Below are 12,755 nucleotides of genomic sequence, written 5' to 3'. Positions count from 1 at the left end.
GTTCTACCTGCTGCGTAAGAAGTTTTGCCAAGGCCATTCCTCCGCTTTGAAACTTGCCAGCCCTTAAGTGGGTAAGAAGTGGGTGCTCCCCTCTGACACGTTCTCAGTGTCCTGTTTCTTCTTGTATCTTTGGTTTTGACTAACGTTACGCCTATGCTCACGCTTCAAGAAATTTCTCAGGCCACCGGCGGGTATGTGGTGCAATGGGCCCAGCTGTACCCGGTCCAGCACCTGCTCACCGACAGCCGCAAACTGGTCAACGCCGCCACGTCAGTGTTCTTCGCCATACGCGGGGATTTCCATGACGGGCATGACTACGTGGCCAGCCTGTATGAACAGGGCGTCAGGCAGTTTGTAGTGGAGGACTTGGGCGCGTTCGCCGGGGTGCCTGAGCACAAGGATGCAAATATTCTCTTGGTGACCAGCGGCGTGAAGGCCCTGCAAGACGTGGCCGCTTTCCACAGAAGCCAGTATCATTTGCCGGTGGTGGGCATCACGGGCAGCAACGGAAAGACCATCGTCAAAGAGTGGCTGTCGCAGTTGTTGAGCCCCACTGAGCGCGTAGTCAAAAGCCCCAGAAGCTACAACTCGCAGATTGGCGTGCCGCTGTCTGTCTGGCAGATTAATGAGACGCACACCATTGGCGTGTTTGAGGCCGGCATCTCTGAGCCCGGCGAAATGGAGAAACTGGCTCGGGTCATTCAGCCCACCATCGGCATTTTCACCAACCTGGGCTCGGCGCACAGTGGGGGTTTTGACTCTGACCAGCAGAAGCTGGAGGAGAAGCTGCTCTTGTTCCAGGACGTCTCTCAACTCATCTACTGCTCTGACCAGGAGCTGGTGCGCCATACCATCCAGCATCAACACCTTCCGAGCTTCACGTGGAGCCTGAAAGGCAATGCCGCCGATGTGCAGGTGAAAATCAAGTCTACTTCTACCCACAAAACCAAGATAGCCTACAATTACCAGGACCAGGAGCATTCCTTAACGCTTCCTTTCACCGACGACGCCTCCCTTGAGAACGCTCTGCACTGCCTCACGCTTCTGCTGTACCTGGGCCTACAACCCGAAAAGCTGAGCACGCCCTTTGAGCGCCTGGTACCCGTGGCCATGCGCCTGGAGCGCAAAGAGGCCATCAACGGCTGTTACGTGATTGATGACACTTACAATAATGACCTGGCGGGTTTAAGAATTGCCCTGGACGTGCTGGCCCAGCAAGCGCGCCGCGGCAGAAAGACCTTAATCCTCTCTGATTTGCTGGAAGCCGGTCTGGACGAGAAAACGCTCTACCAGCAGGTGGCCTATGACGTCAAGGCGCACGGCGTGGACCGGGTCATTGGCATTGGCGATGTGATTAGTAGGAACCAGCACCTGTTCCCGGCGGGCAGCGAGTTCTATTTCGGGACAGATTCTTTCTTGGGACAACTGCGGCCCGAGACGTTTAGGCAAGAAACCATTTTGGTGAAGGGCGCGCGCGTCTTCCAGTTTGAGAAGGTGGTGGCCGCTTTGCAGCAGCAGGTGCACGGCACGGTGCTGGAGGTGAACCTGGACGCGCTAGTGCACAACCTCAACTTCTACCGCTCCAAAGTGTCGGCGCAGACCAAAATTATGGTCATGGTCAAGGCCTTCGCGTACGGCGCGGGTTCCTATGAGATTGCCAATCTCTTACAGTTTCACCGCGTGGATTACCTGGCCGTGGCTTACACAGACGAGGGCGTGGCCTTGCGCGAGCACGGCATCACCCTGCCCATCATGGTCATGAACCCCAGCGCGGATAGCTTCTTGAAGATGCAACAATTCAATCTGGAGCCCGAGATTTACTCTCCGGACCTGCTACATCGGTTTTTGGACTATTTTCCGGAAAACAGTCCAAAAACGCCCCGCATCCATTTAAAGCTGGACACCGGCATGCACCGCCTCGGCTTTGACGCGACCGAATTGGCAGACGCGCTAGAGGTATTGGTGCAAGTGCCGCACGTGCAGGTAGAAAGCGTCTTCAGTCACTTGGCCGGCGCCGATGAAGCCCTGTACAATGATTTCTCCAGACAGCAGATTGCCGCCTTTACCCAAATGGCCCAGCAGGTGGAAAGCACCTTAGGCTATCACGTGACCAAACACATCCTCAACTCGGCAGGAATTGTGCGCTTTGGACAGGAGGCCGCTTTTGACATGGTGCGGCTGGGCATTGGGCTGTACGGCATAGAGTCCTCGGGCACCGAGCAGGAGGGGCTGCAGACCGTGGGCCAGCTCAAAACCACCATCTCCCAAGTAAAGCGCGTGACTAAAGGCGATACCGTAGGCTACAGCCGCAAAGGTGTAGCCGATACCGACAAAGTCATTGCTACCATCGCCATTGGCTACGCAGACGGCTATGACCGCCGGTTTGGCAACGGGGTGGGCGAGGTGCAGGTGAACGGACAGCGCGTGCCCATCATCGGCAACATCTGCATGGACATGTGCATGATAGACGTGACTGGAGTAGACGTGCAGGCGGGAGAAGAGGTGCTGGTCTTCGGGAAGGAACTGCCGTTGACGGAGCTTTCCATTCGCATTGGTACCATTCCCTATGAATTGCTCACCAACGTAAGCACCCGCGTCAAGCGCGTGTTTTACAACGAGTAAGCTGGACTGCCTGATGAAGAAATTATTACTTCTTGCTTGCTTCCTGATTTGTACTCACCTCTCTTATGGACAGTCCATCAGTTTATCTGACAGCGTGCAAATAAGACAAGCGTTAGATGAAGTGTTCAGAAATTTTGAGAGCCTTAACTACGCTGAGTTTAAGAAGATAGCCTCAAAGGAGATTTGGTGTCTGGTTTGTGATGCCGGGACGCCTCCCGGACCAAACGCACAAAAGATGAGCAGGAGAAAATTCCACTCCAGAAAATTGAGGGCCATAGCTAGTTCTGAAAGTTGGGCAAGAGCCCGGCAAATGAATGATATCAGATTACATAAGGAGAATCATCCTTCTTCTGATATCAGCGCCATAATTACCATCTTGCAACCGGGAGAATATGCGCCAGGGCATGAGGGTGCTTCCATTGCTATTCATTTTAAGAAAATTAATGGTTTGTTTAAATTCTCAGGTATAGAAACAATTCCATAAATATCCTTTGGGCGTGTTCTATAACGAGTAGCCTTTTTTGGCCTCATTTCTGGAAATGAGGCCAAAAAAGGCTTAAAATAAAAGAAGCCTTGACCGTTGGGTCAAGGCTTCTTTGTGTTACTTCTTCTTTATACAGTTGGGGACTTGCTTGCCGTCTTTGTCTTTCATGCCGGCCTGTTCATAGCCTTTCCAGCAAGGGTCCTCCTTCTTCTGTTCTTTCTTGGTCTTGGGCATAGCAGTAGAAATTTGGTACTACTGTATGTACGTTGGCCGCAAAAGAGTAGATTCTTATCTTCTTAATTTAGAAAGCAAACGCAGAATCTCCAGGTACAGCCAGATCAAGGTTACCATCAATCCGAAGGCCGCATACCATTCCATGTACTTAGGCGCGCCCATTTGAGATCCGTGCTCAATGGTGTCAAAATCCAAGATGAGGTTCATGGCGGCAATCACCACTACCAACAGACTGAAGATGATACCGGCCATGCCACTGCTGTGAATCAAAGCCACCTCAATACCAAAGAAACCAAGCACCAAGGCAATCATGTAGTAGGCAAAGATACCCAGAGTGGCGGTCATGATGATGGACTTAAAGCGCTCAGTGGCTCTAATTACGCGGGTGCTGTACAAAAGCAACATGCCGCCAAACACTGTGAAGGTGAGCAACATGGCCTGGTTGGCTATGCCCGGGTACGCTATCTCCAGAATGCCAGAGATGGTGCCCAAAAATAAACCTTGAATGGCACAGTAGACAGGCGCTATGTACGCGGCCAGGTGTTTCTTAAATGAAATCAGGAACACCAGACCCAAGCCTACCACCGGCAAGCCAATCATGAACGGTAAGGGCTCGCCCACAAACTGCAGGAACTCCCATGAAAACAGGGCAAACGCCACCACCACGGCAAACAAGATGGCCGACTTGGCAATGGTGCCTTGCAAGGTCATGACGCCTGCACCGGCAATGTCCTCAGTGCCTGCCGCAGAGACAAAGGCTTCTTCTTTAAGGGTTGGGTTGTTAGAGCTGAATAATGACATAGTTTTTCTTTTATCTAGGTGAAATTTAGAGAAATGCCCGTCAAAAAACAATTATGTGTTGCAAAAGCAGGTGTAAATACGGAAAGAGCGCATCTTTTTTGGATTCAACCGGAACACCTAGTACCTTGCAACTGTTTATAACAAGTCTAAATAAAAGCAGGCCAGGTGGAAAGCGAGCAAAAGAGCGTTCGGGATTTGAAGATTGGAGAAAGCGGCGTCATCTGTTGTTTAAATGACCCCGAAATGTCTCTGAAATTATTGGAGATGGGCTGTATACCTGGTGAGAAAGTGAAGCTGAACAGCCGCGCGCCGCTGGGGGATCCCATTACCATCATCGTGAACGATTACACCCTGTCCCTGCGTTTAGACGAAGCTGCTACTATCATGCTAAAGGCTTAGTCTATGTCTCAAGTTCTTGCGCCGGCCCCCGCCGCTGCCTCCTCCATTTCTGCAGACGCACCAGAGCGCGTCGCCAAAATTGCGTTGATCGGGAATCCCAACTCGGGAAAGTCCTCGCTCTTCAACCAATTGACGGGCTTAAACCAGAAGGTGGGCAACTTTCCGGGTGTAACGGTAGACAAGAAGACAGGCATCTCGCACTTGACGCCCAACCTGCGCGCGCAGGTCATAGACTTACCCGGCACCTACAGCCTCTACCCCAAGTCCTTAGACGAGAAGGTAATCATTGACCTGCTCCACAACAAAAAATCAGACTTCTATCCAGACGCCCTCATCATCACGGCAGACGCTTCTAACTTAAAGCGCAACCTGCTTTTGTTCACCCAGCTCGCGGATTTGAAGATTCCGGCGGTGTTGGCCTTGAACATGATGGACCTGGCAGAAAAGCATGGCATTTCCATTGACATAGAAGAACTGCAACGCGAACTAGGTGTGCCCGTAGTGCCCATGAATGCCCGTAACGGAAGCGGTATTGCGGCGCTCAAGATTCTGTTGTCCCAGCCCTTACAGGTGTCTACGTCGTCTTTCTTTGAGATACCCGAAGACCTGCTGGTGATGGTGCGCCAGATTCGTTACTACTTTGAACTGAGCAATGACTACCTGGCCCTGCACTACGCCCACCAGTACCAGAAGCTGTCGTTTCTGTCTGAGGATGACAAAGAATACATAGCTGAACTGGTCAAGAAATACGATTTCAAATCCAACACCCTGCAGGCCAACGAGACTATTGCTCGCTATATGCGCATCAATGAGATGCTCCTGGACGCCATGCAAGTCACCAAAGCCGAAAACAACGAGAAGCAGAGCAACAAGCTGGACCAGATTCTGACGCACAAGGTCTTTGGTTACTTGATTTTCTTCGGGGTGCTGTTCTTGATGTTCCAGGCCATTTTTGCCTGGGCCAGCTACCCCATGGACATGCTTGACCTGGGCATAGCCACGCTGAATTCCTGGATTCAAAGCAAAGCAGAAGGCCCCTTGATTGACCTCCTCACCGAGGGCGTCTTGGCCGGTTTGGGCGGCGTACTCATGTTCGTGCCCCAGATTGCCATTTTGTTTGCCTTCATCGCCATTCTGGAAGAATCGGGCTACATGGCCCGAGTGACCTTCCTGATGGACAAGATTATGCGCAAGTTCGGGTTGAACGGTAAGAGCGTAGTGCCTTTGATTTCGGGTGTGGCCTGTGCCGTGCCGGCCATCATGGCCACGCGTAACATAGACTCCTTCCAAGACCGCCTCATCACCATCTTCGTGACGCCGCTCATGAGCTGTTCGGCGCGTCTGCCCATTTATACAGTCATGATTGCGCTGGTGGTACCAGAAACCTACGTGTTGGGTGTCTTGAGTCTGCAGGGTATTGTCCTGATGGGCTTGTATTTGATTGGCTTCCTGGCGGCTATTTTCTCGGCTGCGCTTATGAAAATGGTCTTGCGTACCAAAGAGCGTAGTTACTTCATTATGGAGTTTCCTACCTACAAAATGCCCCGCTGGAAAAACGTGGGCCTTACCATTGTAGAGAAGGTGAAAGCCTTTGTGTTTCAGGCGGGTAAAGTCATTCTAGCCATCTCCATCATTCTCTGGGTGCTGTCTTCTTACGGGCCGGGCAACAACATGCAGGTAGCCGAGCAGAGAGCCACGGTAGAGGCCCAAGCCCAGAAACTGGCAGAGCAGGACGCAGAGGCGCACATTGCCGGTCAGAAGCTGGAGGAATCGTATGCCGGGCAGTTTGGGAAGTTCATTGAACCGGCCATCCGTCCGCTGGGCTATGACTGGAAGCTGGGCATCGCCTTGCTCACGTCCTTCGCCGCGCGTGAGGTGTTTGTGGGGACTATCTCCACCATTTACAGCGTAGGTGATTCTGAGAACATTGCCACCGTCAAGGAGAAACTGAAAGCGCAGAAAGACGAATTCGGGCAGCCGTTCTTCACACCGGCCCGGGCCTTCTCACTCTTGATTTTCTACGTGTTTGCCATGCAGTGCATGAGCACCATAGCGGTGGTGTACCGTGAGACCAAAGGCTGGAAATGGCCCATCTTGCAGATGCTCTACATGACGGGCCTGGCCTACGTGTCTGCATTTGCCGTCTTCCAGCTATTCTCCTAAAGACCTTTCCGTTTTTGGGGTATTTTCCAGAAAAGAGGCCCAAAACGATAAAAATTATTTTTATAACCAAGTGCTGTCTATGTACTATATAGGCCAGTGCTTGTGTTTTAGATGATTTATTTGTACATTTGTGCGATTAAAGAGCAAAGAAGGGGACGCGATAGTCCCCCTTTTTATTTCTTACCCTGTTTGCAAAATGGCTCTAGACGAAAAAATGATTGAAGGCTTCGCGTTGGAGGCACTGCCAGAACCAGACCTTTTTCTGGTATCTGTGACGGTGTCAGACTCTCCGGTGCGGCCCAAAGTGACTATTCTGGCAGACGGTGACCAGGGCATCAGCATTGACCAGTGCGCCAAGATTAGCCGCCGCGTGGCCAAGAAGATTGAGGAAACCATGGGCGAGGAGTTCAGCTTTGTGATTGAAGTGTCCAGCCCGGGCGTAGATTTTCCGTTGACCACGGCGCGTCAGTTCACCCGTAACATTGGCCGCAACGTAAAGCTGAAATTAGCGGACGGTGTGGAGAAAACAGGTGAGATTAAGGACGCCATGGAAGATGGTTTCCTATTTGCCGAAGAAGTGAAAGTAAAACATAAAGTATCTATGCTGGAGCCCGTGCACGTGGCCTACAGTGATATTGTGAAAGCGCAGATTGTAATCTCTTTTAAATAAGATAAGACATGGATAGTTCAGTATTGATTGAATCGTTTGCGGAATTCGCTAAGTTCAAGAACATTGACCGCCCTACCATGATGCGGATTCTGGAAGACGTTTTCCGCACCATGATCAGAAAGAAGTGGGGAACAGACGAGAATTTCGACATCATCCTGAACGTAGAAAAAGGTGATTTGGAAATCTGGCGTAACCGCGAGATTGTGGATGACAACTCAGAGGATATCTGGGACACAGACAAAATTCCCTTCTCTGAGGCCATCAAGATTGAGCCTGACTTTGAAGTAGGCGAAGAGGTTTCTGAGTTGATCAAGCTAGAGGATTTTGGTAGACGTGCGGTGTTGACTGCCCGCCAGACCTTGATCCAGCGCGTGAAAGACCTGGAGAAAGACTTGCTGTACCAAAAATATAAAGACCAGGTGGGTGAAATCATCTCTGGGGAAGTATATCAGGTGTGGAACCGTGAGGTGTTGATTCTGGATTCAGAAGACAATGAGCTGCTGATTCCTAAAACGGAGCAAATCCCTAAAGACCGTTACCGCAAAGGTGACGTGGTAAGAGCGGTGGTGCAGCGTGTGGAAATCATCAACGGTAACCCAAAAATCATTCTTTCTCGTACTTCTCCGCAGTTCCTGGAGCGTCTGTTTGAGAATGAGGTGCCAGAGATCTTTGACGGCCTTATCACCATCAAGAAGATTGTACGTGAGCCAGGCGAGCGCGCCAAGGTAGCGGTAGAGTCGTATGATGACCGTATTGACCCGGTAGGTGCCTGCGTGGGTATGAAAGGATCTCGTATCCATACCATCGTACGCGAACTGGAGAACGAAAACATTGACGTTATCAACTACACAGATAACATGGAGCTGTACATCCAGCGGGCGTTGAGCCCTGCCAAGATTAGCTCTATCAAAGTAGATGAAGAAAACGGACGCGTATCAGTGTTCTTGAAGCCAGACCAGGTTTCATTGGCCATTGGTAAAGGCGGACAGAACATTAAACTAGCCAGTAAATTGGTGGGCTTGGAGATTGACGTATTCAGAGAAACCGAAGGGTTTGAAGAAGACATCAGCCTGGACGAGTTTACAGATGAGATTGAAGGCTGGGTGATTGATGAGTTGAAGCGCATTGGCCTGGACACTGGCCGTAGCGTTTTGGCTGTGGGCAAAGAGGATTTGGTGCGTCGTACAGAGCTTGAAGAAGAAACTGTAGAGGACCTGCTGAACATCATCCGCTCAGAGTTTGAGTCAGAGTCAGAATCAGAAGAAACCAACTAGTGGCGTGGTACTTGTGCCAGATTATTTGACCTAGGGGAGTGGGTGCCGTTTTTGGCCTTATTTCTGGAAAACAGGTCAAAAACGTGAAAACGTACCGGCAAACCCACACCATCATAAAAGAGTCACGTAATCAAAACAGAACCAAATAAAAACAACAGCATATTGAGCATGTCAGAAGAAAGAACGATGAGGCTTAAACAGGTAGCCACCACCTTGAACATCAGTACCTCTACGGTAGTAGAGTTCCTGGAAAAAAAGGGAGTGGATGTCGAGAATAAACCTACTTCAAAAATTACCCCAGAGCAGTTCAATATGCTGTCTAAAGAGTTTGCCTCGTCCATGCAAGCCAAGGCAGAGGCAGCTGAGTTGAACATCGGGAAGAAGCCGGCCGGAGCAGAGGAGAAGCCAGAACCTAAGAAAGCCCAGGACCCAGAGCCCGAAATGCTCATTAAAAACAGTGCCCCGGTACGGCCGGCGGCAGAGCCAGAGAAGCCAGCGGCGCCAAAGCCTGCTGAGCCAGCTCCGGCACCTGCTTCCAGCGCTACGTTGCCAGGGTTTAAAGTACTAGGCAAGATTGACCTGGATGCCAAAGGCCGTCCAGTGCCAAAGCCGGCTCCGGCCGCAGCTCCGGCACCAGAGAAGCCTGCTGCCCCGGTAGCAGAAAAGCCAGCCGCGGCGCCAACTCCGGCACCAGCACCAGTTGCAGCTACTCCAGCTGCACCGGCTCCGGTAACGCCAGCGGCTTCAGCACCTGAGGCGCCTGTAACTCCAACCCCAACGCCAGCCCCGGCCGCTCCAGTAGCCCCGGCCCCGGCGCCAGTGGCAGAGAAACCAGCAGCTCCAGCTCCAGCAGCACCTGTAACACCTGTTGCTCCGGCTGCCCCGGCCCCAACGCCAGCCCCTGCGGCTGAAGCGCCAAAGCCAGCTCCCGTAGCCGCTGCACCTCAAGCCCCAGCTACGCCGGCCGCCCCAAGCGCGCCAGAAGCTCCTTCTGCTGACGCAGACACCACCCCGCAAGGCACCATCAAAGCCCAAGCCGATCAACTGAAAGGTTTGACGGTTCTAGGTAAGATTCAATTGCCAGTGAGCGGTGGTCGTGGCAAAGGCGGTAAGCCAGTGGCCTCGTCTGACGAGCGCCGCAGAGGCAACCAACCAGGTGGCCAGCCAGGACAAGGCGGAGACAAAAAGAAACGCAAGCGCATTGAAGTGCCTAAACCAGGTACTTCGGGCGCAGCCAATACTAATCCTAACGCACCACAACCACACCGCGCCGGTGACAGAGCCAACAGCACCCGTCCTTTGGGAACAGGTCAGGCGGCTAATCGTCAGCCAGGAGCCGGTGGACCAGGTCGTCCAGGCGGCGGCTACCAAGGCAACCGTCCAGGCGGTGGCGGCGGACGTCCAGGTGGACCAGTTCAACCTAGAGCTGAGCTAACGGATAAGGAAATCCAGGATCAGATTAAGGCTACATTGGCCCGTCTGAGCGGTGGCAAAGGCGGTAACCAAGGAAACCGTTCTAAATACCGTAGAGAGAAACGCTCTGCCGTGGCAGATGCCGCAGATGAGCGCAGAATGCAGGAGCAATTAGAATCTAAGATTCTAAAAGTAACAGAGTTCGTGTCTGCCAATGACTTGGCCGCCTTAATGGACGTGAGCGTCAATGAGGTAATCAAGACCTGTATGAACCTGGGCATGTTCGTGTCCATCAACCAGCGTCTAGATGCCGAGGCCATCACCATCATTGCAGATGAGTTTGGCTATGACATTCAGTTCGCTTCGGCTGAGGAAGAAGAGAACACGGGTATTGAGGAAGTAGACGCCGAGGAAGATTTGTTGCCACGCGCTCCAATTGTGACCATCATGGGTCACGTGGATCATGGTAAAACCTCTTTGCTGGATTACATCAGAAGAACTAAGGTAACTGCCGGTGAGGCCGGGGGTATCACCCAGCACATTGGTGCCTACCAGGTAACCACTGAGGCCGGTAAAGACATCACCTTCCTGGATACACCGGGTCACGAGGCCTTTACCGCCATGCGTGCCCGTGGTGCCAAGGTTACAGACGTTGTAATCATTGTGGTGGCGGCAGATGATAACGTAATGCCACAAACCAAGGAAGCCTTGAACCACGCGCAAGCGGCAGGCTCTCCAATTGTAATCGCCATTAACAAGATTGACAAGCCAACGGCCAACCCAGACAAGATTCGTGAGGAGCTTGCCCAGTTGAACGTACTGGTAGAAGAATGGGGTGGTAAATATCAAAGCCAGGAAATATCCGCTAAGACCGGACAAGGCATTGATGAACTCCTTGATAAAGTATTGCTAGAGGCTGAATTATTGGAGCTGAAAGCCAATCCTAACCGCCGTGCCGTAGGTACCGTGATTGAAGCCGCCTTGGATAAAGGTAGAGGTTATGTAGCCACGGTATTGGTGCAGACGGGTACGTTGAAGATTGGTGACATCCTAGTAGCTGGTTCACACCACGGCCGCGTGAAAGCCATGACCGATGAACTAGGCAAACGCCATAAGATTGCCGGTCCGTCCATGCCGATTCAGGTATTGGGTATTGACGGCGCTCCGCAGGCGGGTGACAAGTTTGTGGTAATGGAAACTGAGCGTGAAGCCCGTGAGATTGCCGTAAACCGTCAGCAGTTGCAGCGTGAGCAGAGCATGCGCACCAAGAAACACATCACCTTGGATGAAATCGGGCGTCGTTTGGCCATCGGTACATTTAAGGAGCTGAACGTGATTGTACGCGGTGACGTGGATGGTTCTGTAGAGGCACTTTCTGACTCATTATTGAAACTGTCTACCGAGGAGGTACAGGTGAACATCTTGTCTAAAGGGGTGGGTCAAATCTCTGAGACAGACGTATTGCTGGCCTCGGCGTCAGATGCGATTATCATTGGTTTCCAGGTGAGACCGTCTGTGAATGCCCGTAAACTGGCTGAGCAGGAAGAGATTGACATCCGTCTGTACTCTATCATCTACAACGCCATCAATGAGCTGAAAGACGCCATGGAAGGTATGTTGGCACCAACGGTGAAAGAAGAAGTGACCGCCAACGTAGAAGTACGCGAGGTGTTCAAAATCACCAAGGTGGGTACCATTGCCGGCTGTATGGTGACAGATGGCGTGATTACACGTAACTCTAAGATCAGAATTGTACGTGACGGTATCGTGGTACACTCTGGTGAAATCCTGGCCCTGAAGCGTTTCAAAGACGATGTCTCTGAGGTGCGTACCGGCTACGAGTGCGGTATCAGTATCAAGAACTTCAATGACTTGGTACAAGGTGACGTGATTGAAGCCTACGAAGAGCGCGAAATCAAACGTACTCTATAAGTAGAATGCATATAGTGAAATACTGCCGCCCCGCCTGCAAAGGTGGGGCGGTTTTTTTATGTCCTACTGAGATACAGGATATTAGAGCGTTTTTGGCCTGTTTTCCAGAAAGTAAGCCCAAAACGATAGAACTGATTTTAGGCAAAATAAAAGTCTAAAACAAAACCGCCTCTCGTGCTAAGCAGGAGAGGCGGTTTCTATGAAAGATGCTTTGTAAAGACTAAAAGAACAAGAAGGTCTTGTTGCGTTTCTTCTGGCTTTTCTTGTAAAGCTTGCCGTTGGGGTTGTCCAGGTCTATCACTTTTCTGGGGCCTTTAGACTTTTTGGTCTTGGCGTAATTGGTCTTGTTAACATACTTGCCCTGCGAGAAGCCGCCTTTGCCTTTGTCATAGGTGTTTTTAGCAATGGCCAGACGCGGGCCGTTGTACACGCCGCCGTTGGCCTTGGCCTGAGCGATGGCCTGCTCGCGCTCCAGCAGCATCTTGCGGTCACCGTTGCCGTCTGGAGCCGCGCCGCGCATTCTTCCGTCCGGGCCTTTGCGCCGCATTTCTTTTTTGGCTTTGCTCTTCTTTTTAGTTTGCTGGGCCGCCACTTCTGTAAACACCGCCGTGGTCAAAAGCAGGATAATTGCCAGCGTTATCTGTCTGAAAAAAATACGCATACTTAAGTAATGGTGTGAGATGGAGATACGTAGGGAGTAAACTGTATGTAAAACGCAACAGTTCCGGTTGGGGGTATGTAAAGTAAAGAAAGAATTTTCAGT

General features: G+C 51.6%; 9 protein-coding genes. 7 read left to right on the top strand and 2 right to left on the bottom strand.

Annotation, left to right across the window (positions count from 1 at the left end; all coding sequences use genetic code 11):
* The first annotated feature begins 153 nt into the window (after positions 1-153).
* Together ABD880_RS11850 and ABD880_RS11845 are read left to right on the top strand one after the other, a co-directional pair.
* Positions 154-2,622 carry a bifunctional UDP-N-acetylmuramoyl-tripeptide:D-alanyl-D-alanine ligase/alanine racemase gene (locus ABD880_RS11850; protein ID WP_345166246.1) on the top strand — a complete coding sequence of 823 codons (2,469 nt, stop codon included), beginning with the start codon at positions 154-156 and terminating at the stop codon, positions 2,620-2,622.
* Positions 2,623-2,635: 13 nt separating this feature from the next.
* Entirely contained in the window at positions 2,636-3,106 is a 471-nt protein-coding gene (locus ABD880_RS11845) for a hypothetical protein (RefSeq protein ID WP_345166244.1), read from the top strand.
* Positions 3,107-3,394: 288 nt separating this feature from the next.
* Here ABD880_RS11845 and ABD880_RS11840 read toward each other — a convergent pair whose 3' ends face one another.
* Complete coding sequence (locus tag ABD880_RS11840; protein ID WP_345166242.1) at positions 3,395-4,141, bottom strand: Bax inhibitor-1/YccA family protein; 747 nt, start codon at positions 4,139-4,141, stop codon at positions 3,395-3,397.
* A 165-nt stretch (positions 4,142-4,306) separates the two neighbouring features.
* Here ABD880_RS11840 and ABD880_RS11835 point away from each other — a divergent pair, with 165 nt between their 5' ends.
* From ABD880_RS11835 to infB, 5 genes are all read left to right on the top strand, one after another.
* Positions 4,307-4,540 carry a FeoA family protein gene (locus ABD880_RS11835; protein WP_066507943.1) on the top strand — a complete coding sequence of 78 codons (234 nt, stop codon included), beginning with the start codon at positions 4,307-4,309 and terminating at the stop codon, positions 4,538-4,540.
* A 3-nt stretch (positions 4,541-4,543) separates the two neighbouring features.
* Positions 4,544-6,703, top strand: coding sequence for a ferrous iron transport protein B (gene feoB / locus ABD880_RS11830; RefSeq protein ID WP_345166237.1), 2,160 nt, complete (start codon positions 4,544-4,546; stop codon positions 6,701-6,703).
* Between the two features lie 196 nt (positions 6,704-6,899).
* Positions 6,900-7,373 carry a ribosome maturation factor RimP gene (locus ABD880_RS11825; RefSeq protein WP_345166234.1) on the top strand — a complete coding sequence of 158 codons (474 nt, stop codon included), beginning with the start codon at positions 6,900-6,902 and terminating at the stop codon, positions 7,371-7,373.
* 8 nt (positions 7,374-7,381) lie between these two features.
* The gene (gene nusA / locus ABD880_RS11820) at positions 7,382-8,647 is read left to right on the top strand and encodes a transcription termination factor NusA (protein ID WP_345166232.1); all 1,266 of its coding nucleotides are present in this window, start codon (positions 7,382-7,384) and stop codon (positions 8,645-8,647) included.
* A gap of 168 nt (positions 8,648-8,815) precedes the next feature.
* A complete protein-coding gene (infB, locus tag ABD880_RS11815; RefSeq protein WP_345166231.1) occupies positions 8,816-11,992 on the top strand; it encodes a translation initiation factor IF-2 in 3,177 nt (1,058 codons plus the stop codon).
* A 220-nt stretch (positions 11,993-12,212) separates the two neighbouring features.
* Here the strand turns inward: infB and ABD880_RS11810 are convergent, their stop codons facing one another.
* Complete coding sequence (locus ABD880_RS11810; protein ID WP_345166229.1) at positions 12,213-12,653, bottom strand: hypothetical protein; 441 nt, start codon at positions 12,651-12,653, stop codon at positions 12,213-12,215.
* Between the last annotated feature and the right edge of the window lie 102 nt (positions 12,654-12,755).

This window comes from Nibribacter koreensis (assembly GCF_039541795.1).
In the GTDB taxonomy this organism is placed as follows: domain Bacteria; phylum Bacteroidota; class Bacteroidia; order Cytophagales; family Hymenobacteraceae; genus Nibribacter; species Nibribacter koreensis.
This window is presented reverse-complemented; position numbering and strand designations above follow the sequence as displayed.